Below are 22,693 nucleotides of genomic sequence, written 5' to 3' on the forward strand. Positions count from 1 at the left end.
GGGGTGGTGCAGAGTGGCGTTATACAGCGCGCAGAAAGACTGGCTGCAATATCGTGGCGGGGATCTTCGGAAGTCAGGAAATGCGGGCAGGAGGCCTGCCCGTGGGATGCTATTGCAGCTGGCGCAGTACGACCTGGCTGATGGCTCTGGCGACTTCAGGTTCCAGGCCAATCGGGGGGTGTAAGTGGATACTGATATGCATACCTTCCTGCTGCAGCAGCTGCTGCATGTTATCCAGCATGGCGGGTACGTCTTTACGCAAATGGCGGCCTGCGGCAAAAAACAGCGGTAATACATCGATCTGGTCATAGCCTTCTTCAGCCAGACGCCTTATCTGGCTTTGCAGTGAAGGTTCTGCCAGTTCCATATAGGCCAGTTCGGCCCTTGCCTCCGGGTCGCTCAGGCTGTCACGGATGCGTTGTAATAACTGATCGAATGGCGCCAGCCAGTGCGGGTCGCTGCTGCCGTGGGCAAGCAGAATCGAAGCGGTTTTCAGTGTCATAGTGGTTCTTCTGCCGTATTCGGGAGTGTGGTCAGTAATGTTCGTGCAGCCTGCTGGCCGCTCAGCCAGGCACCTTCAAGGCTGGGGCTGTGGCACCAGTCGCCGCAGACAACGAGTTGCTGCCCGATGTCACTTAAGGCGCCCAGTGTAAGGCTATTGGCTGGTATTGCGTATAACCAGCGGTGCAGCCACTGCGTGTCGGGTTGTTGTTGCGGCTGTTGCAGTGCTGCAAAGAAGGCGCTCAGCAGTTCCTGTTGTACCAGCTCACGCGGGGCATCGGTATGCTCGCGGCTCCACTCATGACTAGCCTGAATCACCCAGGCCTGTTTCTTGTCCCGCCCGGGCTTGCTGCTGTTGCGCGCAATCCAGTTTACCGGGCCCTGTTTAACAAAAACGGCATCTGCAGCGCAGTTCATTGCCTCTGGCAGTGTCAGCAGCAGTGTCCAGCAGGGCAGCATATCCACCTGTTCACATTGCGCTGCCAGTTGTGGCGCGGCGCTCAGCAGCGGTATGGCCTGTTGTGGTGGCGTGTTGATCAGCAGGCCGTCGAACGGACCGAATGTCTTACCATCATCGCAGCTCAGTGACCATTGACCCGTGCTTGCCCCGCGGCTGGCGCTGACAATGCGGGTGCTGGCGATAAAGGCCGCCGCAGGCTCCAGCAACGAGCGGCTTAGGCCGGTCATGCGCGGCATGCCGACATAGCGCAGCACAGTATCCGGCGAAGGGTGCAGACCTTTGGCATCGGCAATCCAGGGAGTCATATTCCATTCCTCAACCCAGCCGTAGTGCTGCCATTGCTGCAGTTGCGCGGTAAAGGCAGCGCTGTGGGCACGGATAAACTGCGCCCCCATATCCCAGCTGGCATCGCCAACTTTTTTAGTGGCCATGCGTCCGCCGGAACCGCGGCTTTTATCAAATACCGTCACCTCGTGCCCCTGTGCGGCAAGAAGTTGCAGTGCGCTCAGTCCGGCCATGCCGGCGCCAATGATTGCTATGCGGGCCATATAAAATCCTTATCGGCTCTGTATAAGTTTTCCATTGTAGCGCTTTTCCTTGTGATGTATAACTATTGCATAGTTTTGGAAATGCTTTGCATCGTTTCAGATGCCTTGCATAGCTGTATGAAAATAAACTGCCGTTAGCGGCCCGTTGAACAACGAGGATACCCCATGAGTTATCAGGCTCCCCTGCGTGACATGCAATTTGTACTGTATGAACTGTTGAAAGGTGATGAAATTTTACCCGCATTGCCAGGCTATGAAGACGCAACCCGCGACATCATGGACGCCATGCTGACTGAGGGTGCGAAGCTGGCACAGAATGTTATCGCACCAACCAACACCAACGGCGATCGTCAGGGTTGTCATTACGAACCGGAAAGCAAAAGCGTCACCACGCCCGATGGTTTTAAAGAGGCATATAAGCAGTTTGCTGAAGCGGGTTGGACGGCATTGTCTGCGCCGGTGGAATACGGCGGTCAGGGTATGCCGCATACGCTGAACACGCTGGCCGAAGAAATGATGTGTTCGGCTAACCTGTCGCTGGGTATGTATCCGGGCCTGACCCACGGTGCAGTGAATGCGCTGATTGGCTATGGCACCAACGAACAGAAAGATTACTTCCTGCCACGCCTGATCAGCGGTGAGTGGACCGGCACCATGTGTCTGACCGAACCGCATTGTGGTACAGACCTGGGGCTGATCCGTACCAAAGCAGAGCCGCAGGCGGATGGCTCTTATGCGATCTCCGGTACCAAAATCTGGATTACCGGTGGTGAGCATGATCTGGTCGATAACATCATCCATCTGGTGCTGGCCAAACTGCCGGATGCGCCGGCGGGCTCCAAGGGGATTTCCCTGTTCCTGGTGCCTAAAGTACTGGAAGATGGCAGCCGTAACCCGGCATTTTGTGGCGGTCTGGAACACAAAATGGGTATCAAGGGTTCGGCGACCTGTGTGATGAACTTCGAAGAAGCCAAAGGCTGGCTGATTGGCGAGCCACACAAAGGTCTGCAGGCAATGTTCGTGATGATGAACAGCGCACGTCTGATGGTCGGTCTGCAGGGACTGGGGGTTGCTGAAGCGGCTTATCAGGTATCTCTGGGCTTCGCCAAAGACCGTCTGCAAAGCCGCTCACTGGCCGGTCCACAGGCGCCGGATAAACCAGCCGATCCGATCATCGTGCACCCTGATGTACGCCGTATGCTGCTGCGTCAGAAAGCCACCATTGAAGGCAGCCGTGCGCTGGCATACTTCACCGCACTGAATCTGGATATTGCCCATACCGCAGAAGATCCGGCCGAGCGTGAACACGCCGATGATATGGTGCAGTTGCTGACGCCGGTGGTTAAGGCCTTCCTCACCGATGAAGGATTTTTCTGTGCCAACGATGGTCTGCAGTTAATGGGTGGCTCCGGCTTTACTCAGGACTGGCCGCTGGAACAGCTGGTGCGTGATGCCCGTATCACCCGTATCTACGAAGGTACCAACGGTATTCAGGCGCTGGATCTGGTGGGCCGTAAAATCGGCATGAATGGCGGACGGGCACTGAAGCGTTTCTTTGCCATGCTCGACGGTTTTATCAACGACAACCCACAGGCTCCGCACCTGCCACAGCTGAAAGCGGCGATTGGTCGCCTGCAGAAAGCCACCATGTGGCTGATGCAGAATGGCATGAGTGACCGTGAGCAGGCCGGTGCTGCTGCAACGCCGTATCTGCGTCTGTTTGCCCTGACGGCGGTCGCCTATTTCTGGAGCCGTATGGCCCTGACTGCACAACAGCAGCTGGATGCCGGCTCAACTGAAACCGACTTCTATCAGGCAAAAGTGCACAGTGCCCGCTTCTTTATGGACAAACTGCTGCCGCAAACCGAAGCTCTGATGAGTGAAATTGAAGCCGGTAAAGACAGCCTGATGGAAATGGCCGTCGGCCAGTTCTGATTCGATCAGGCAAACCACCGGTAAGGAGAACACGATGACAGAACAACGCATTCTGATTACCGGTGGCACCGGCTTTATTGGCCAGACACTGATTAACCGCTGGCTGGCACAGGGTGCGGTTATTACCGTGCTCAGCCGCCGCCCGGCCTGGGTGCAACGGCGCTGGGGCGGCAGGGTGAAATCGGTGTCTGGGTTTGAGCAACTCAGAGGTCAGTTTGATGTGTTAATCAATCTGGCCGGTGAGGGCATTGCTGATAAACGCTGGACACGTGCGCGTAAGCAGGTACTGCAGGACAGCCGTATCGCGCTGACCCACGATCTGGCAGCCTGGGCCAGCCGCAGCGGGCAGCGTTTCCGCGTGGTGCTCAGTGGTTCAGCCATTGGCTATTACGGTGGCTACAGTGGCGCAGATGACAGAGCGCATGGAGAACAGGATGCACAGGGGAGTGATTTCTCCGCGCAGCTTTGTGCGGATTGGGAAGCGGCGGCAGAACCCCTGCGGCCGCTCACTGAGCGTTTTCTCATCCTGCGTACGGGTATTGTGCTGGGTGTGCATGGCGGCATGCTGAAGCGTTTATGGCTGCCGTTCAGTCTGGGGCTGGGAGGCATCATTGGCGATGGCCGCCAGAACCTGTCGTGGATTCATCTGCACGATTATTGCCGGGCTGTTGATTTATTGCTCAGTCATGATGCTGATAGTACTGTTAATGGCGTCATCAATATGACGGCACCACATCCTGTGACCAATCACGACTTTACTCTGAATCTGGCGCGCGAGCTGCAGCGGCCGGCGTTATTACCCATGCCGGCGATGGTGGTTAAACTGCTGTTTGGCGAAATGGGTGAGCTGCTGCTGAAAGGTCAGGATGTACGGCCGCTGCGGCTTCAGGAACTGGGCTTCAGCTATGACTTTGCAGACAATCGTGACGCACTCAAAGATATTGTCCGCCACTGGTAGCGGACAATAACGGGGTTTTTAGCCGAGGGTAAATACAGCAAAAAAATGGGTATTTATCCTCTTTGTAATATTCTGTTCATCTCCTGTAACACAACAAAAGATTGACGCCTGACTTTCCTATCAATGCTCTCCATCCGCAGGTAAATAACGTCGTTTTTTAACTGAAAAATGACACTTACAAAATATCTGTAGATTTGTGTTATTCCGCATTGCGATGCCTCCCCGCGACGACTAAACCTAAAGGTAACTCGCCAGTCACCGATATAGGTTTATTTATTCATGAGTATCAGCCGCCAAACACTCGATCAATATCTGTACGAATTCGATCAGGCGTATCGTGTAACCTACGTGAATTATTCACGGGCTAACGAGCTGACCGATGCCCAACTTATCCTCACATTGGAACGTGGCTGTGAACGTAAGACTTTTGCTTTTTCTCAGCCGCACTTTAACGATGTCGATAAAAATCTGATTGCCTGCCATGGCCTCTATATTGCCGCGATCAAAAGTTCACCGCTTGCTCCTAACCGGGTGGAAGTGGGCGATATAGAAGGTGGGTTCTCTTACTTCACCGCCAAAAACGTGAAAAACATTACGCCAACGGCGTAAGCCTGCGGTACGGATACCGCCAGCCAGGAGGCGGGCAGAAACGTCCTGGCACTAACCGATTCAGCCCCCTGATGTCCTTTGATCACAGCACCCGATCAAACTTCGTTCTCCGAGCAGCCTGGCTGCTCTTTTTTTTGCCTGTCTTTTTTAAATTGTCGAGTCTGATCCTTCAGCGCACTACAGCGTTTTACATGACAGTAATGACAGTTAAACCTCCAGCCTCTAAGCTGTGACCTCAGTCTGCTCAGTTCAATTGCCGGAGATGGATAATGTCTGATGAAGTATTCCTGATTGCCGCTTATGGCGTCATCGTTTTAGTCGGTTTATTGGGGCTGGTGGCGCTGGCGGTTACAGGCTGGATACTGGTGGCCTATGTGGTGGATATTACCCAGACCCGCCATACCGTTCGCCGTAACTTTCCGGTTATTGGCCGTTTCCGTTACTTCTTCGAACATCTGGGTGAGTTTTTCCGTCAGTACTTTTTTGCACTGGACCGGGAAGAGTTACCCTTTAACCGCGCTGAGCGGACCTGGGTTTACCGGGCTGCAAAAAAAGAAAATACGACAGTAGCCTTTGGTTCCACCCGCCGGCTGGATGTGCCCGGTACCATCCTGTTTGTTAACAGTGCTTTCCCGGCACTTAAGCATGACTTTGCCGATACCGGTCCGATTACTCTGGGTGAGCATTGCCGCACCCCTTACACCACCTCTTCGCTGATTAATATTTCCGGTATGAGTTTCGGAGCTATTTCCCGTCCGGCGGTACTGGCCTTATCCAAAGGTGCCAGCCTGGCCGGTTGCTGGATGAATACCGGCGAAGGGGGTCTGTCGCCCTATCACCTTGAAGGCGGAGCCGACATCGTCTTCCAGATTGGCACCGCCAAATACGGTGTGCGTAATGAGTTCGGTGAACTGGATGAGGAAAAATTACGTACGATTGCCGCCCATGAACAGGTACGTATGTTTGAAATAAAACTCAGTCAGGGCGCCAAACCCGGTAAAGGCGGGATTTTACCCGGAAAAAAAGTAACGGCTGAAATTGCGGCGATCCGTCATATTGCGGTGGGCGAAGATTCAATTTCTCCCAATGGTCATCCGGAGGTTCGTTCGGTTGACGACTTACTCGACATGATCGGTCAGGTTCGGGCCATCACCGGTAAGCCGGTCGGTTTTAAAGCGGTATTGGGTGATATTGGCTGGATTCGGGATTTATGCCGGGCTATTCAGGTGCGCGGTGTTGAGTGTGCACCGGATTTTATCACCCTCGACGGTGCTGAAGGTGGTACAGGTGCCGCACCACAATCGTTAATGGATTATATGGGCCTGCCGCTGGCTCAGGCGTTACCGATGCTGGTTGATGTGCTGGATGAATATAAATTACGGCCGCGTATCCGCATTGTCGCCTCGGGTAAATTAATTACTCCCGACCGCGTCGCCTGGGCGCTGTGCGTGGGTGCCGATTTTGTTACCAGCGCGCGTGGCTTTATGTTTGCCCTCGGCTGTATTCAGGCGTTGCAGTGTAATAAAAATACCTGCCCGACCGGCATCACCACCCATAATCCACGTTTGCAGCGTGGGCTGGTGCCAACGGATAAAGCCGCACGGGTTGCGCATTTTGTTGAAACCCTGAATCAGGAGGTTGGCATTATTGCCCACTCCTGTGGTGTAGATGAACCGCGTAAGTTAACCCGCCATCATGCGCGTATGGTACAGCCTAATGGCGAAGCAAAATTACTGTCAGAACTGTATGGCAGTGATCAGTTCCACCCGGGAACTGAGCCGGTCTTTGACGGTGAATTATCCTCAGAGTCTGTCAGATAAAGGCTGACAGGCCCTGAACAGCAACTGGTAACGTCGTTGTTATTCCATCCTGTTACTGCTGCAATCCAGATTCAGTTCCTGCACCGTCATGGTTAATATCGCCGTGGCGGCAGAAGCACATTCGTAATAAATCAGCGCGCTGTTGCCGTCGTTGTTGGTGATGGTCAGTTCGCTGTTCAGCTCCGGCGCATCGTAGGCGATGCGTATTTCGTTGCCGTTATCCAGATACCACTTTTCGCTGATCAGCTGATTATCGTCAGCCAGTTGCTGCTGATGTACCCGGCCATTATCAAGGTATGTCAGCCGTAATGCCGGGCTGCCGTTTTCGCCGAACATTTCGAACACACCCGCCGTTCCGGGCTCTGTGCTGTAGCGCCAGCGCTGGGCCAGAAAATGATTGTACTGGGTGTTCAGAGTTGTATGACGGCCATGCATAGTGATACTCCAGCCGTCGGGGTCCGAACGGGTCAGAGTGTAGGTGATGCCGTTGGCAATAAAACTGTTTGCTTCTGCAGGAAACAGCAAATAAGGAAACTGCCAGGCATTAAATACCGAGCCATAATCGCCGCCTTTGGCCTGAAACGGAATATTGAGCGGAGGACTGTTGTCGGTGTTGTTATCTGTATTGCTATTTGCACTGTTGGTTTCATCGTTGTTGCTGTTATCGCCACCACAGGCACAAAGCAGGGAGGCGATTAATAATACGGAGGGCAGGTGCATAGCACTGCGGGTCAGAGCTGACATAACGGTCTCCTGAGAAATCGGCAGAAAAGGCCAGGGTTGTTAGCCGCTGGCCTTTAACGTTTAGATGCGGGTTAAAATGCAACCGCGCTGGTGCAACTGCTGCTATCCGATGCGAGCGTAAACAGGTCGTCTGTACAGCCTTCATAACCTGTGCCGCTGCTGCCGTTGGCATCATTGAGGTCAACGATGGTTGCCGATGCTTCGCTGGCATCTTTGCTGATAATGCGGATGCCGCCATTACTTTTTGGTACCAGCAGCGCAGTGCTCTCCGTTGTACCGCTGTCATCCTGAACGTTCAGAAAAATGCGGCCATTGCGGTAATAGCTCAGCTCGCTGTTAATCACATCGCTGTTGTAATGATAAAAATAGAAGCGCCCGATCAGGTCGTTACTGGCTGGCGTTTCTTCATAGCCGAAGGCGGTCCAGTCAGAAAAAACATCACCTTCATATTCGCCGTCCCAGCTGACGTACCAGCTGCCATTGCCAGAGGATATGTGCAGTGTCTGGGTCAGTCCGCCGACGGTAACCTGAAAGCCATCAACGGCAGAAAAAGCTGAGCTGGAGGCATAACCCAGATTAAATGCCTGTGCATAGGCATTGTTACCAACACTGGGTAATGACAGCGTCTTGCTGTTATTGCTGCCGCTGTCTGATCCGTTGTCGCCACCACCACAGGCGCTTAATAACGCTGACAGGCAGAAACATGCAGTGAATAACCATGAATTTTTCATAAATATTTCCTCACAGATTTTCGGCAGAATTGCTGTCGCAGGCGCTGTTCAGCGTGGCGGCTGCAGCGTTCTGTAATGTTGTCAGGTTGCCTTCACAGCCGATGTAGCTGGTGGCGATACGGTTGTTAATAATAACGACGGTATAGCCGTTATGGATCTGGTTGGAACCTATGGTGATATAGCCAAAGTCGGTAATAAATCGCTGGTCATTCTGGCCGGGAAAATAATAGGTATCCGGCGCAGAACTGCTGAAATCATAGTGCGCCCGGCCGTCACGGTAATAGGTGGTCTGAGAAAAGAGATCGGTGCTGCCCGCGGCGTAATAGTAAAAAATGCCCTCAATATCGCCGCTGTCGAATGACTGATAACGGAAAGCCACCCAGTTACTGAAGCTGCTGCCGCCCGTGGTTGATGTACCGTTTTTGATCAGCACGAAATCACCGTTATTTTCCTGGCGGATGGTGGTGGTGATACCGTTGACCGAGCTCTGGTATTCACTGCCGCTGTATTGCTGAAACGCCGCGCAATTACCATCAAAGGTATTGGCAAATTTACCGTTAATACCATCATTAATTTCCGGCAGCGGAATGCCGGCCTGCTGAATGCGGCTGCAGATACTGTTTTGGTTGTTGTTGTTGCCGTTATCATTGTCGCCACCGGTATCTGTGGTATCGGATGAACCACCGCAGGCCGTGAGCAGCAGACTGCTGCAGAGCAGCGCCGGTAAGTAAACTGAGCGAGTGTCGAGGCCCTTCATAAATCTTTCCCTAAAGCATCTTTTATGGATGACAGCCACAGGCGATTGCCTGTGTTTCTCACTCTGATAATGGGAGAAAAGACGCAGGGACTTAACTGAGGATTTCCTTAGGTTTTGTTAAAGCGAGATCAGTTCGAGCTTTATTGCCAGGTAAATCGCGTGTTCCCTTGTGCGGGCGCCGAGTTTTTCCCGCGCGTTACGCAGGTGAAACTCAACGGTAGCTTCCGAGCGTTTCAGCAGGTCGGCAATATCACGGGTGCGCAGGCCGCAGGCGCTGAGTTCCAGACAACGCCGTTCGCGTGCGGTCAGCAGGCGGCTGTTGTCGTTGTCGGCAGCGGGGGCGTGCAGGTTACTGGCGAACATGGAGCCGTAGTAACTGATCATCTGCAGGTAGGGCAGTTTTTCCTGCAGAATGCGTGTTACTTCGGCAGCACTCAGGTGCGAGCCGATATTCCAGGCATTGACCTGATTACCATCAAAACGCTGCAGGGTGCTGGAAAACCCGGAGCGGAAACCACATTCCGAGGCCTCTTCAATAACCTGCATTTCGGCGGCGTTCAGATAAGGATGCTCGCGGATATGATCGATGCCGGTGCGTACCGTGCGGTAGCTGGTGGTGCAGTAACGCAGAAAAGGGTCGCGTTCCATAAAGCCCTTTTCTACATAGTATTCGTTCCAGCTGGCATCAAAGTTGGACACGATCTGCATACGGCGGGTCGTACCGGAGAGATGGATTATCCGGTCGAAGCCTTCATCGGAGAACGAACGGAACAGACATTGCCACAGCTGTCTGGTGCTCTGCTGCTTTTCCATCTGTTCGATGATGTGTTCGCGCTGGCGATGCATATGTGCTCCTGATGCTTCCTTTCATCGGCGTGAGCCGCCATTTTACAGCTGGCGCAAACTCTGGCGCTGGTTATTTTTACGTCAGGCAGGTGAGGCACCGACCTTTTGCCGGGGCAGAATATGGTTTTATCCGGACAAAAATAATAAGTGGCGTACGCTGTCTTTTTATCTCTCTGTTTTGTCCGGGGTGCTAAGATGCTCCCGAGCAGAGAATCAGGTATAAACAGCGCTGTTTATACGACATCAGCACTGAAGAGGTTCCCGAATGTTCAGACTCCACCGGTATGGCAAAGCTCCGCTGGCGTTTATCGGTATGCTGCTTTCTTGTTTGCTGCTTTCTTGTTTGCTGCTTTCTTGTTTGTTAGTACCGTCCCAGGCCATCGCGGCCGAAGTCATGGTGGCGGTGGCCTCCAACTTTACCGCACCGATGAAAGATATCGCCGCACGCTTTCAGCAGCACAGCGGCCATCAGCTGGTTATGGCCTTTGGTTCATCCGGTAAATTCACCGCCCAGATTCATAATGGCGCGCCCTTTGAGGTATTCCTGTCGGCGGATCAGGCCAAGCCCGAAGCCCTGATCCGTGCCGGTTTTGCCAGCGCCGACAGCCGTTTCACCTATGCGTTGGGGCGTCTGGCGTTGTGGACAACCACACCCGATGTGGATGTGCGCGCGCAGCTGCACAGCGGCCAGTTCCGTAAACTGGCGCTGGCTAACCCGCGCCTGGCGCCTTACGGTGCCGCTGCACAGCAGACGCTGGCAGCCCTGGCACTGACCGACAGCGTGGCGACCCGCCAGGTGATGGGGGAAAACATCGCCCAGACCTGGCAGTTTGTATCCAGTGGTAATGCCCAGCTTGGTTTTGTTGCGCTGTCGCAGGTGATGAGTGGCGGCGAGATTAATAATGGCAGCGTCTGGATCGTGCCCGACACTCTGTATTCGCCGATCCGTCAGGATGCGGTGCTTTTGAAGAACGGCGAACTGAAGAACGGCGAACCGAATCCGGCAGCCAGAGCGTTTCTGGCTTTTCTGCAATCGGCTGAAGTAACGGAGCTGATCCGTGGTTATGGTTATCACCGGGAGTAACGCATGTTGTTAACTGCAGCAGACTGGCAGGCCGTCTGGCTGACGCTGAAGCTGGCGACACTGGTCACGATGTTGCTGTTGTTAATCGGCACGCCGCTGGCGTGGTGGCTGGCGCGTACCCGCTCTGTCTGGCGCGGCCCGGTATCGGCACTGGTGGCCTTGCCGCTGGTTCTGCCGCCGACAGTGCTGGGGTTTTATCTGTTGCTGGCGCTGGGACCAAACGGTCCGCTCGGCCAGCTGACGCAGACACTTGGGCTGGGGCTGCTGCCGTTCAGCTTCAGCGGACTGGTGCTGGCCTCGCTGCTGTATTCGCTGCCCTTTGTGGTGCAGCCGGTGCAGAACGCCATTGAAGCCATGGGCGAGCGGCCGCTGGAAGTTGCGGCGACACTGGGCGCCGGGCCCTGGGATCGCTTCTTTACCGTGGTTCTGCCGCAGGCCAAACCGGGTCTGCTTACTGCCGCAGTGCTTGGTTTTGCCCATACCGTCGGCGAGTTTGGCGTGGTGCTGATGATTGGCGGCAATATTCCCGGTGAAACGCGGGTGATCTCGGTACAGATTTACGATCACGTTGAGGCCCTGAGTTATGCTCAGGCGCACAGTCTGTCGCTGATGATGCTGCTGTTTTCTTTTGTGGTGCTGCTGCTGATGTACAGCCTGAACCGCCACAGCCGCCTGAATTTTTCCATGAGCCGCCCATGACCGATCTGCACCTGAATCTTGATCTTCGCCGTGGCGACTTTCGCCTGCAGCTCAATACGGCACTGGCCGGGCAGGGGGTGACGGCGGTCTTTGGTCCCTCCGGCTGCGGTAAAACCACGCTGCTGCGCTGCATTGCCGGACTGGAGCAGGGTGGCGAGATTCGTCTGGGAGAAGAACTCTGGAGCAGTGCGCGGCAAAGCCTGCCGGCGCATCAGCGTCCGCTGGCACTGGTGTTTCAGGATGCCGGTCTGCTGCGTCATCTGAATGTGCAGGGCAATCTTGATTACGGCGTTAAGCGCGCGCGCAAACGTGGGCTGACCCCCTTACCAGCAGAGCAGGCCCGGCAGGTACTGGAACTGCTGGATCTGCTTCCCCTGCTGCAGCGTCCGGTGCAGCGTTTGTCTGGTGGAGAACAGCAGCGTGTGGCGCTGGCGCGGGCACTGCTGATTAATCCGCGGCTGTTATTACTCGATGAACCACTGTCAGCACTGGACAGCGCACGTAAGCAGGAGGTGTTGCCCTATCTGCGCCGCCTGCATCAGGTCTATCAGGGGCCGATACTCTATGTCAGTCATGCGCTGGAAGAGGTGGTGCAACTGGCCGATCAGCTGCTGGTGCTGGAAAAAGGTACGCTGAAAGATCAGGGCAGGCTGGGCGATGTTCTGGCACGGCTCAGCCTGGGCGATGAAACCGGGGTGGTGCTCGAAGGTACCGTGGCTGCTCAGGAAACGGACGGGCTGGCGCGGCTGGCTCTGACTGCAGACGGAACAGCCGCTGGCAGCGCAGAGCTGTTACTGAGCGCGCCTCAGGCGCTTGTGGGTGATCACTTACGTGCGCGGGTGCTGGCGCGGGATGTGAGTATCAGCCTCAGCCGTGCGGACGACAGCAGTATCCTCAATATTCTGCCGGTCAGGGTTGAAAGCCTCAGTCAGAGTGGCGCCTCGGTACTGCTGAATCTGCGCTTGCCGGATGGTGAATTACTGCGTGCCCGGCTGACGCAGCGTTCGGTGACTCAGTTGGGTTTACAGGCGGGCATGTCCGTCTGGGCGCAGGTTAAGTCGGTCGCGCTGGCCGGTTAAATTGTGCTCCATAAAAAACGCCGCTGCGGGAAACCACAGCGGCGTTTTCAGTTGCATGACCCTGTTCAGTGAATCAGGCCAGAGGCTCGGCCACCCGTTGCAGGCGGTTATCGCCGCTCAGGGTACGGTAGCTGCGGGCATGGTAAGTGTCGGCAGAACGCTTAAGGATCTGTGGCACGTAGTACCAGTCGGCCTGAACCTGTTCGCGGTTAGCGCTCAGCAGGATAAACCCATGCTGGCGCAGTTCGGCAAATTTAATGTGCGGGCTGGCATCCATAATGGTCTGCGCACCGGCTTCGGCAATTACTGGCGGGAAGCCTGGTGAGGTGACCGACGGACAAACAAATTCCACCGCCAGCGAACCGTCACCGTTGTGACGGTTGTAGTTATTGCGGTCGTAAGGGTTATCGCTCAGGTCGGCGGCAAAGGAGCTGTGCACATCGCCGGTGAGAATCACCACGTTATCAATCTGTTCGTTACGCAGCAGCGCCAGTAAGCGGTCGCGGGTGGCGCTGTAACCGTCCCAACTGTCGAGCCAGAGAGACGCGCCGCCGCCAAAATGATCCGGCAGATTAATAAAGTAGCGCTGCGCCATCATCACCTGCTGACCTACGATCTTCCAGCGTGCGCTGCTGCTCTGTAATTGCTGATGCAGCCAGGCTTCCTGTTCAAAACCAAGCAGGGTGCGGTTTTTGTCTTTGGCTTCGCGCTGTTTATCGCTGCCGGATGGTGCTTCATCACGGCCTTCAATACGGGTATCGAGCATCAGCAGGTCAAGCAGATCGCCGTAGCGCAGGTTACGGCTTATGCCGCCGTTGCTGTTCTCGCGGATCGGCATCCACTCAAAATAGGCTTGTTTGGCGGCGGCTTTACGCTCGTTCCAGTCACCTTCGCCGTCGTTATGGTTTTCGGCGCCGTAGGCGTTGGAGTCGTTGGCAAATTCGTGGTCATCCCAGACGGTGATAAACGGATGACGCTGGTGGGCGGCTTTTAAATCTTCATCCAGTTTGTACATGGCGTGACGGCGGCGGTAATCGGACAGGCTGACAATTTCGTGAGCCGGAGCCAGCGCACGTTTTTCGCGCAGCAGCAGTTCGCCGTATTCGTCCTGAGCGTATTCGTAGATGTAGTCGCCGAGGTGGATGACGGCATCCAGATCGTTGCGGTTGGCCAGTGCGCGGTACACGTTAAAGTAACCGTGCGGGTAGCTGGAGCAGGACACCACAGCAAAACGGGCGCTGTCGATATCGCCTTCCGGTGCGGTGCGGGTGCGGCCGATTTCGGAATCTTTGCCCAGAGCACTGAACTGGTAGAAATAGGTGGTGCCGGGCTGCAGGCCGTCGGCATCGACTTTAACGGTGTAGTCGCGGCTGGCGTCGGTGCGGAAGTCGCCGCTGCGTACCACCTGAGTCATGCCTTCATCCAGTGCGACTTTCCAGCTGACGGTCAGTGGCATGTTCACTTCCGGCAGAAAGTGAGTCCAGAGAATGACGCGGTCGGTGCGCGGGTCGCCGCTGGCAACGCCGTAGTTAAAATGGCCGGGATCATTGGCTTCAATTGGCGTCGGGCTGCTCATCGCCATGCTCAGGCCGGACTGACTCAGGGCTCCCATACCGGCAACGCCGGCGCCGGTGCGGGATAGAAATTTACGGCGGCTGATATCCATGTCGGACTCCTTTTATATAGGTGGATCGGCATACAATCCACGCGACGGGTGAGTGTGGTGCGTGCTAAAGAATGCGCGAGTCTAGGCAGGCTCTGTGTCAGCGCGGTGACAGTTTTTTGAAACTTTGGTACTTACGTTTTACAAGGCGCGTTTTACAACCTTGGCCCGATTGTTCGCATGGCTGGCGTAAGTGGTGTAAACAGTCCCTGGCGGTGCAATGCAGCGCTGTAATGTAGTGGTGCAACGCAGCGTTGCTATGTAGTGGTGCAGAACGGAGAAAATAACGTGGCATTAGAGCAGCTGGCTGAAGAGCAGGTTGAGATTTCCGGTTTTGGCGGTATCCGCGAACGGGTGCTGGTAATGGACCCGCGCCAGTTTGCTCATCATGTGCGCGAGGAATGCTGGCCCGGTTTTGGCGCCTGTGTTTATTTAGCCAATGCCTGGTTTTTACCTGGTGGTTCGACCGGACTGCACAGCCATGAGCAAATTGATATCGTCAGTGTGATGACCCGTGGTGAGCTGCATCATCAGGGCAGTATCGGCGATGGTGAAGTGCTGCAGGCCGGACAGGTGCAGTTACAGCGCAGTGGCGCCAAAGGCTTTCGTCATAACGAGCAGAATCCGGGCGCGGATTATCCGGCTATGGTGCAGATCTGGCTGGTGCCGCAAAGCCACGAAGGCGAGGCGGGTTATCAGGTGATTGAGCTCAATCCGTCCGGCCTGACCTGTGTGTACGGTGGCGAATTGTTTGCGGCTTCAACTCGGGTGGATGTGCTGCAACTGGCGGCAGGCGATGAGTGGGCGCTTGACGATGATGCGCTGGGTTATGTATTCCGTGGCACGGCCATCAGTGCCGATGGGCAGCGTTTACAGCGCGGGGATTTGTTCAGGCTCAGCGGACAGTCACTGAGCCTGACGGCGGAAAGCAGTTTTGCGCTGGTGATGATCCGCGAGGCCTGATTGCGGAATTACCACTCAATACCGGCCTGAGCTTTCACTCCGGCTTTAAAGGCGTGTTTTTCCATTTTCATATCGGTGACGGTATCGGCCAGATCGCGCAGAGCCGTTGGCGCACCACGGCCGGTCAGAATTACATTCTGCTCCGGCGGGCGGTTTTCCAGCGCGGTTTTTAATTCGTCAAAATCCAGCAGATCGTACGCCAGCATATAAGTGATTTCATCCAGCATCACGGTGCGTAGCTCTGGATTGCTGAGCATGGCTTTGGCTTTTGGCCAGACCGCATCAAAGGCACGCTGATCCTGCTCTTTATTCTGTGTTTCCCAGGTAAAACCTGAGCCCATCACTTCATGGGTAAGGCCCGGCAGGGTGGCGAGAATTTTGGCTTCGCCGCAGTCCCAGGTGCCTTTAATAAACTGCACCAGCCCAGCCTTATAGCCATGGCCCAGCGTGCGGATAACGGTGCCGAAGCCGGAGCTGCTTTTCCCCTTACCATTTCCGGTGAGCACGATGATAACGCCACGTTCTTCCTGAGCACGGGCGATGGCGGCATCGACCTTCTCTTTATGCTTCTGCATTTTCTGCTGGTGGCGATCGGTATTGGCTGTTTGCTCGCTGTTACTCATACTTTTTTGTGATTCCTGAAAGGTGGGATTTCCGCTGGCTAACGGGTGTTCACTCAGTCCTTAACTATACTGGATTACAACCATCGCCTGAACCGGGAATGCACAATGGATGAACGCAAGTTAAATCAGGATGTTACGGTCGATCCTGATCCACAGGAAACCAAAGAGTGGGTCGATGCCATTCACTCTGTGATCCGTGCCGAAGGGGTCGAACGCGCCCATTTTCTGATCGAACGTATCGCCGAACGTGCCACCCGTGATGGCATGCCGCTGCCTTATGCGCTGAATACGCCTTACCGCAATACCATTGCTCCGGAAAATGAAGCGCCGATGCCTGGTGACCTGTTTATGGAGCGCCGCATCCGCTCGCTGGTACGCTGGAATGCGCTGGCCATGGTTCTGCGCGCCAACAAAGAAGGCGCGGGCGATTTGGGTGGCCATATCTCCAGTTTTGCTTCCAGTGCCACACTTTATGATGTGGCCTTTAACCATTTTTTCCGTGCGCCTAATGCCAGCAGTGACGAATCACCACTGGGTGATCTGATTTATTACCAGGGCCATGTGGCACCGGGTATTTATGCCCGTTCTTATCTGGAAGGCCGTTTTCAGGAATCCGATCTGGAGCGCTTTCGCCGTGAAGCGTTAGCGCCGGGCTTATCCTCTTATCCACACCCGAAACTGATGCCGGATTACTGGCAGTTTCCGACTGTGTCTATGGGCCTTGGCCCATTGCAGGCAATTTATCAGGCGCATTTTATGCGTTATATGTCCGCGCGCGGACTGGTGCCGCGTAAAGGTCGCAAGGTATGGGCTTTCCTTGGTGATGGCGAATGTGACGAGCCGGAAACCCTGGGAGCTATTGGTCTGGCCGGACGGGAAAAACTCGAGAATTTAATCTTCGTTGTAAACTGCAACCTGCAGCGCCTTGATGGCCCCGTTCGTGGCAACGGCAAAATTATTCAGGAGCTTGAGAGCCAGTTCCGCGGTGCCGGCTGGAATGTGATTAAAGTCGTATGGGGGCGGCACTGGGACCCACTGCTGGCAAAAGACCGTAAAGGCATGCTGCAGAAGCGCATGGACGAAACCGTTGACGGTGAATATCAGAATTACAAAGCCAAAGGTGGAAAATACACCCGCGAGCATTTCTTTGATAAATACCCGGAGCTGACGGAGTTAATTAAAGATTTATCCGATGAAGATATTTTCCGCCTGAACCGTGGCGGCCATGATCCCTATAAAGTTTATGCCGCCTATCATGCGGCAGTAAATCATAAAGGACAGCCAACGGTTATTCTGGCTCATACCATTAAAGGCTACGGCATGGGTGCCGAAGCTGAAGGGCAAAATCAGGCGCATTCGGTTAAAAAACTCGATATAGAAAGCATTAAAGCCTTCCGCGACCGTTTTGATATTCCGGTTCGTGATGAAGATCTTCCGCATATGCCATTTTACCGGCCACCGGCAGACAGTCCGGAGCTGACCTATATGCGTAAACAGCGGGAAAAGCTTGGCGGCTATTTACCACAGCGCACAGAAAACTGGACGGCATTAACCGCACCGGACCTGGAGTTTTTTAAAGCCCAGACCGAAGGTAGCGGTGAACGTGAAATATCCACCACCATGGCCTTTGTGCGCATTATGTCGCAGCTGGTGAAAGATAAAATCATGGGCGACCGCGTAGTACCAATCGTGCCGGATGAAGCGCGCACCTTTGGCATGGAAGGTTTATTCCGCCAGTTGGGTATTTATTCATCCGAAGGTCAGTTATACGAGCCGGTCGATCAGGGCCAGGTGATGTATTACCGCGAGGATAAAAAAGGCCGCATTCTGGAGGAAGGCATTAACGAAGCCGGTGCTTTTGCCGCCTGGATGTCAGCGGGCAGTTCGTACAGTACCAACGGTCTGGCGATGATTCCGTTTTATATTTATTACTCGATGTTTGGCTTCCAGCGCATCGGTGATCTGGCCTGGGCAGCTGGCGATATGCAGTGTCAGGGATTTCTGATTGGTGCAACTTCAGGGCGGACAACCCTGAATGGTGAAGGTTTACAGCATCAGGATGGTCACAGTCATATTCTTGCATCCACCATTCCCAACTGTGTCAGCTACGATCCTACTTATGCTTATGAGCTGGCCGTGATTATTCAGGATGGCCTGAAGCGCATGTATGAGAAGAAAGAAAAAGTCTTCTATTACATCACCAGCCTGAATGAAAACTACGTTCATCCGCCGATGCCGGAAGGGGTGGAAGAAGGTATTAAACGCGGGCTGTATCGCCTGAAAATATCGGCAATTAAAGGCGCAAAAAACAAGAAGCCGGCGCGTATTCAGCTGCTGGGCAGCGGCTCTATTTTACGCCAGGTTGAACAGGCGGCGCAGTGGCTGGAAGGTAAGGGCATTGCTGCCGATGTCTGGAGCGTAACGTCCTTTAATGAATTACGCCGCGATGGTCTGGCCTGTGAGCGGACAGCGTTATTGTCCGCGACTGAGCAGCCTCCGGTTCCCTGGGTTACCCGTCAGCTGGCAGACAGCGAAGGCCCAATCGTTGCCACAACCGACCATATGAAAACCTATGCCGAACAGATACGCGCCTTTATTCCTGAAGGGCGGCGTTACCGCACGCTGGGTACCGATGGTTTTGGCCGCAGCGATTCGCGTGAAAATTTACGCCGCTTCTTTGAGGTGGACTGGCAACACGTAGCCTGGGCTGCGGCAAGCGAACTGGTCAGGAGCGGTGCGTTAAAAGCCGCTGATCTCGAACAATGGCGCAGCGAACTGAATATCGATGCCGCCAAACCTGACCCACTGTACAGCTGAGGATGGATGCATGACGACTTTAAAAATCCCGGATCTCGGTGGTGCCAGTCAGGTTGAAGTGATCGAAATACTGGTCAGCCTCGGCGATACGGTCGAAATGGAACAGGCATTAATTGTTCTGGAAACCGATAAAGCAACGATGGAAATTCCGGCCGAAGCCGCCGGCGTGATTAAAAACCTGAGTATTAAAGTGGGCGATAAAGTCAGCAGTGGTGATGTATTCGGTGAACTGGATAGCGATGCTTCAGGTACTGAAGAAAATGCCGCTGAAGAAAAAAACGCTGAAAGCGCTCCTGCTGCAGAACAGAAAACGACAGAAGCACCGGTAAAAAATGCTGTAGAAAGTGCGCCGTCACCGAGTGCTGAACCTGCTGCAGCCGTTGATATTGCTATCCCGGATCTTGGTGGCTCTGAACAGGTGGAAGTGATTGAGGTTCAGGTCAGTGCCGGTGATGATATTGATGCCGAACAAACAGTACTGGTGCTGGAATCGGATAAAGCGTCGATGGAGATTCCGGCCGGTCAGGCTGGCACTGTAATCAGTGTCGCCGTTAAAACCGGTGATAAAGTCAGTGCCGGTGATGTCATGCTTAAATTACAGCCGGCTGCTGGTAATGCTGTGTCTGCGGAAAACAACGCCGCTGAATCTGCAGCGGCTGAGGTTGCACCAGCAGAAAAAACAGTACAAACAACAGTCGCAGCAACTGCCGCTACAGCAACGATTCCTGCTGCTGATGTGCGCTCTTCCGCTGCTGAAGTTCATGCCGGCCCGGCGGTACGCAAGCTGGCGCGCGAATTTGGTGTCGATCTGGCACAGGTCAGCGGCAGCGGGCCAAAACAGCGTATCACCAAAGACGATATCCAGCGTTATGTAAAACAACGGCTGAACCGTGAGCCAGCCTCTGTGTCGGGTGGTTCAGGTATACCTGCGGTGCCTGTGGTGGACTTTGCCAAATTCGGTGCCGTCAGTGACAGTCCGCTGAATAATATTAAACGGGCAACCGCGCGGGCGATGACAACGGCCTGGCTGAATGTGCCACAAGTCACGCAATTTGATCAGGCCGATATCACTGACCTGGAAAATTATCGCAAACAGCAGAACGAACGTTATGCGCGGCAGGGAATAAAGTTTTCTATTGTTCCCTTCGTGCTTAAAGCGATTGCCAAGGCGCTGGAAGATTTTCCATCTTTTAATGCCTCGCTCAGTGCCGATGGCGAAAAGCTGATTCTGAAGCACTATGTGCATGTCGGCGTGGCGGTCGATACGCCGAAAGGATTACTGGTGCCTGTCATTCGCGACGTGAATCAGAAATCGGTTACACAAATCACACAAGAGCTTACCGATAAGGCCGAATTGGCCCGACTGGGTAAGCTACCATTAGCTGATATGCAGGGTGGCTGTTTCAGTCTGTCCAGTCTCGGTGGTATTGGTGGTACAGCGTTTACCCCTATTGTGAATCCACCGGAAGTTGCCATTCTTGGCTTATCGAAAGCATCGATGCAACCGGTATGGGATGGTACGGCTTTTATACCTCGCCTGATGCTGCCTTTATCTCTGTCTTACGACCATCGGGTGATTGATGGTGCCGAGGCGGCCCGATTCAGCCAGCGCCTGGTAATGTACCTGCAGGATTTACGTAATGTTCTGATGTAGTGATATCGCAGACACTGTCAGGCGTTGCCAGAGTAAGACGTTGTAGACAGATAATATTTTATAAATTAAGGGTACCCAGAGCGTCGTCGGTGAAAGGTTTTCTTACACCGGCGGATCTCCAGATAACAAGCATAAGTAAGGGTGTGAGGAGTCTATGCTGAAAGCACTAATGTGGCCGGCAATCAAATTTATGGGGCAGCTGAGTTATGCTGCCAAATTCGGCCTGATCAGTTTTTTGTTTATGGTGCCTCTGGTGGTTCTGAGCGGGCAGGTTTTTCTTGCTGCATTTGAATCGATGAAAAAAACGGAGCTGGAATTAAGCGGGCTGCAGAGCACTCAGCAATTATTTAATTTTGCCCATGAGCTTGAAGCATTCCGTGATCTGGCTGCGGTGGTTCCGCATCAGAATAATGCTGAACTCCGCGCCCGTGCAGAACAGCGCATGAACGATATTCCCCAGCAGATTCAGAAGTTACTGCAAAGTACTGACGATGAAGAGCTGCTCTCGCTGTTAAAAGGCTGGGAGAAAAAGTATGCCCATCGCCTGAAAATGACCGGTGAGCATCGTCAGCCGACCTTCCGTGATCAGTATAAGTATTATCAGATTGTAATTGACGAGCTGTATCTGGTTATTCGCCAGTACACCCAGTCGTCCGGTATTTCACTGGATTCTGATGGTGATATTCAGCGCCTTGTCGGCATTGTTATGACATTACCGGAAGCTCACCTTGTCGGCGGTATGGGGCATGCTGCAGGGGTGTATGCCTTTGTAGAACAGTATCTGCAATCAGCTACCTATGACCTGATGAACGTTGTCTACGACCAGCTGCTGGCCGCGCACCCTAATATGCAGCTGATGGTCAGCAGTGCGGAAGCGGTTGGTGATGCTGATTTGCTGACTGCAGCTCAGGCTGCTGTTAAGGCAGTTGACAGTATCCGTATGAAAATAGATGAAGAAATTATTGCGGCAGCGACCATCGAATCCAGCTGGCAGGATTATGATAAGTTCTATCAGAGTCAGCTACAGGTATTAAAAGACATAGAAAATAAAGCCTTCCCGCTGATCAGCCGTAAATTACAGTCGCGTCTGGACGGGCAGCAAAAACGCATCGGAATACTGGCTCTGGTTCTGCTGTCAGCGTTGACTATTATTGTTTACCTGTATCTCGCATTTTTTATGTCTATCCGTTACACCATTAAGCGTTTTTCCGGTACTGCCCGTGATATTGCCAATGGCGACCTCACCCATGAAATCAGCTTCAATGGCCGTGATGAAATGGGGCAGCTACGTGACGCTTTTAATGAAATGATCAGCAATATCCGCAATACCCTGACCGCGGTAAAAGACAGTGCCGGCTCGGTCAGCGCGAATGTTAATGAGGTAGAAAGCATTGCCAACCGCAGCCGTCAGGCCGTACAGATTCAGCTTGAACAAACCAATCAGGTTTCACAGATTATCAGTGATATGGCAGACCGTGCTGTTACGGTAACCCACCTGGCCGAAGAGGCAGAAGAAGCGGCGCACAGTGGCCATAAAAAATCGGATGAAGCCGGACAGGTTGTTACCCGGGTGATGGATCAGGTACGCAGTCTGGCCGATGAAATGGCTAACTCAATGGAGGCGGTGAACCGTCTGGCAGAGAATTCTTCCAGCATCAGCAGTATTCTGGCGACCATTAAAGGTATTGCGGAGCAGACCAACTTATTGGCATTGAATGCGGCCATTGAAGCAGCCCGGGCCGGTGAACAGGGCCGTGGTTTTGCTGTGGTTGCTGATGAGGTACGCACACTGGCCAGCCGCACTCAGGGATCAGCACAGGAAATTGAAGGTCTGATCAGTGAAGTGCAGAAAAATATTGTCAGTGCAGTGGATACCATGGAAGTGAACCGCAAAATGGTCGAAAGCACCGTCTCTCACTCTGAACAGGTCAGCACCACGCTGAATGAAATTCAGATCAGTATGGGTGATATTCAGAAGAAGACGACGGATATTGTCGTGACCGCCAATGAGCAAAAACGCAGCGCAGCTGATCTCGAACATAACCTGGAAGCAATCCGTAACAGTGGCCAGCAGACGTCCAGCAATGCCGAAGGAACCGTGCAGGCCGTACGTCAGACTCAGGCTATTACCGATTCACTTGCGCAGCGGGTTGAGCAATTTAAGGTCCGATAAATACCAGCGATATGCCATAAAAAACGCCC

The 22,693-nt window shown here is 53.9% G+C and carries 19 protein-coding genes; 11 read left to right on the forward strand and 8 right to left on the reverse strand.

What is annotated here, in order from left to right:
• Positions 1–109: 109 nt before the first annotated feature.
• Together HUF18_RS17690 and HUF18_RS17695 are read right to left on the reverse strand one after the other, a co-directional pair.
• The gene (locus HUF18_RS17690) at positions 110–502 is read right to left on the reverse strand and encodes a sirohydrochlorin chelatase (protein WP_225693166.1); all 393 of its coding nucleotides are present in this window, start codon (positions 500–502) and stop codon (positions 110–112) included.
• Positions 499–1,509, reverse strand: coding sequence for an NAD(P)/FAD-dependent oxidoreductase (locus HUF18_RS17695; RefSeq protein WP_225693167.1), 1,011 nt, complete (start codon positions 1,507–1,509; stop codon positions 499–501). Before HUF18_RS17695 ends, HUF18_RS17690 begins: the two co-directional genes overlap by 4 nt.
• A 165-nt stretch (positions 1,510–1,674) precedes the next feature.
• Here HUF18_RS17695 and HUF18_RS17700 point away from each other — a divergent pair, with 165 nt between their 5' ends.
• The 4 genes from HUF18_RS17700 (at position 1,675) to HUF18_RS17715 (ending at position 6,831) form a co-directional block, all read left to right on the forward strand.
• Positions 1,675–3,444, forward strand: coding sequence for an acyl-CoA dehydrogenase C-terminal domain-containing protein (locus tag HUF18_RS17700; protein ID WP_225693168.1), 1,770 nt, complete (start codon positions 1,675–1,677; stop codon positions 3,442–3,444).
• A gap of 34 nt (positions 3,445–3,478) precedes the next feature.
• Complete coding sequence (locus tag HUF18_RS17705) at positions 3,479–4,402, forward strand: TIGR01777 family oxidoreductase (RefSeq protein ID WP_225693170.1); 924 nt, start codon at positions 3,479–3,481, stop codon at positions 4,400–4,402.
• A gap of 279 nt (positions 4,403–4,681) precedes the next feature.
• Positions 4,682–5,011, forward strand: a complete 330-nt coding sequence (locus HUF18_RS17710) for a hypothetical protein (protein ID WP_145466250.1) — start codon at positions 4,682–4,684, stop codon at positions 5,009–5,011.
• 269 nt (positions 5,012–5,280) lie between these two features.
• On the forward strand, positions 5,281–6,831 hold the full coding sequence (locus HUF18_RS17715) for an FMN-binding glutamate synthase family protein (RefSeq protein ID WP_225693171.1): 1,551 nt from the start codon (positions 5,281–5,283) through the stop codon (positions 6,829–6,831).
• A 39-nt stretch (positions 6,832–6,870) separates the two neighbouring features.
• Here the strand turns inward: HUF18_RS17715 and HUF18_RS17720 are convergent, their stop codons facing one another.
• The 4 genes from HUF18_RS17720 to HUF18_RS17735 form a co-directional block, all read right to left on the reverse strand.
• Entirely contained in the window at positions 6,871–7,575 is a 705-nt protein-coding gene (locus HUF18_RS17720; RefSeq protein ID WP_225693173.1) for a hypothetical protein, read from the reverse strand.
• Between the two features lie 71 nt (positions 7,576–7,646).
• Positions 7,647–8,306 carry a hypothetical protein gene (locus HUF18_RS17725; protein WP_145466244.1) on the reverse strand — a complete coding sequence of 220 codons (660 nt, stop codon included), beginning with the start codon at positions 8,304–8,306 and terminating at the stop codon, positions 7,647–7,649.
• A 10-nt stretch (positions 8,307–8,316) separates the two neighbouring features.
• Positions 8,317–9,063 carry a hypothetical protein gene (locus tag HUF18_RS17730; RefSeq protein WP_225693175.1) on the reverse strand — a complete coding sequence of 249 codons (747 nt, stop codon included), beginning with the start codon at positions 9,061–9,063 and terminating at the stop codon, positions 8,317–8,319.
• A gap of 117 nt (positions 9,064–9,180) precedes the next feature.
• Positions 9,181–9,909, reverse strand: coding sequence for a helix-turn-helix transcriptional regulator (locus HUF18_RS17735; RefSeq protein WP_225693177.1), 729 nt, complete (start codon positions 9,907–9,909; stop codon positions 9,181–9,183).
• 358 nt (positions 9,910–10,267) lie between these two features.
• Here HUF18_RS17735 and modA point away from each other — a divergent pair, with 358 nt between their 5' ends.
• From modA to modC, 3 genes are read left to right on the forward strand one after another with little or no spacing between them, the layout of a single operon-like run.
• Positions 10,268–10,993 carry a molybdate ABC transporter substrate-binding protein gene (gene modA, locus HUF18_RS17740; RefSeq protein ID WP_225693179.1) on the forward strand — a complete coding sequence of 242 codons (726 nt, stop codon included), beginning with the start codon at positions 10,268–10,270 and terminating at the stop codon, positions 10,991–10,993.
• Between the two features lie 3 nt (positions 10,994–10,996).
• A complete protein-coding gene (gene modB / locus HUF18_RS17745; RefSeq protein WP_145466238.1) occupies positions 10,997–11,692 on the forward strand; it encodes a molybdate ABC transporter permease subunit in 696 nt (231 codons plus the stop codon).
• Positions 11,689–12,771, forward strand: coding sequence for a molybdenum ABC transporter ATP-binding protein (gene modC / locus HUF18_RS17750; RefSeq protein WP_225693181.1), 1,083 nt, complete (start codon positions 11,689–11,691; stop codon positions 12,769–12,771). Before modB ends, modC begins: the two co-directional genes overlap by 4 nt.
• A gap of 73 nt (positions 12,772–12,844) precedes the next feature.
• Here the strand turns inward: modC and HUF18_RS17755 are convergent, their stop codons facing one another.
• Positions 12,845–14,437, reverse strand: coding sequence for an alkaline phosphatase D family protein (locus HUF18_RS17755; protein WP_225693183.1), 1,593 nt, complete (start codon positions 14,435–14,437; stop codon positions 12,845–12,847).
• 285 nt (positions 14,438–14,722) lie between these two features.
• Here HUF18_RS17755 and HUF18_RS17760 point away from each other — a divergent pair, with 285 nt between their 5' ends.
• The gene (locus tag HUF18_RS17760; protein WP_225693185.1) at positions 14,723–15,397 is read left to right on the forward strand and encodes a pirin family protein; all 675 of its coding nucleotides are present in this window, start codon (positions 14,723–14,725) and stop codon (positions 15,395–15,397) included.
• Positions 15,398–15,405: 8 nt separating this feature from the next.
• Here the strand turns inward: HUF18_RS17760 and cobO are convergent, their stop codons facing one another.
• Positions 15,406–16,020: a cob(I)yrinic acid a,c-diamide adenosyltransferase gene (cobO, locus tag HUF18_RS17765; RefSeq protein ID WP_145466230.1), complete on the reverse strand. Its 615-nt coding sequence runs from the start codon at positions 16,018–16,020 to the stop codon at positions 15,406–15,408.
• 105 nt (positions 16,021–16,125) lie between these two features.
• Here cobO and aceE point away from each other — a divergent pair, with 105 nt between their 5' ends.
• The 3 genes from aceE (at position 16,126) to HUF18_RS17780 (ending at position 22,664) form a co-directional block, all read left to right on the forward strand.
• Positions 16,126–18,837 carry a pyruvate dehydrogenase (acetyl-transferring), homodimeric type gene (gene aceE / locus HUF18_RS17770; protein ID WP_225693188.1) on the forward strand — a complete coding sequence of 904 codons (2,712 nt, stop codon included), beginning with the start codon at positions 16,126–16,128 and terminating at the stop codon, positions 18,835–18,837.
• A gap of 10 nt (positions 18,838–18,847) precedes the next feature.
• The gene (aceF, locus tag HUF18_RS17775) at positions 18,848–20,491 is read left to right on the forward strand and encodes a dihydrolipoyllysine-residue acetyltransferase (protein WP_225693190.1); all 1,644 of its coding nucleotides are present in this window, start codon (positions 18,848–18,850) and stop codon (positions 20,489–20,491) included.
• Between the two features lie 154 nt (positions 20,492–20,645).
• The gene (locus HUF18_RS17780) at positions 20,646–22,664 is read left to right on the forward strand and encodes a methyl-accepting chemotaxis protein (RefSeq protein ID WP_145466224.1); all 2,019 of its coding nucleotides are present in this window, start codon (positions 20,646–20,648) and stop codon (positions 22,662–22,664) included.
• Positions 22,665–22,693: the final 29 nt, after the last annotated feature.

The sequence above is a fragment of the Thalassolituus sp. ST750PaO-4 genome (assembly GCF_020320405.1).
In the GTDB taxonomy this organism is placed as follows: Bacteria; Pseudomonadota; Gammaproteobacteria; order Pseudomonadales; family Oceanobacteraceae; genus Venatoribacter; species Venatoribacter alkanivorans.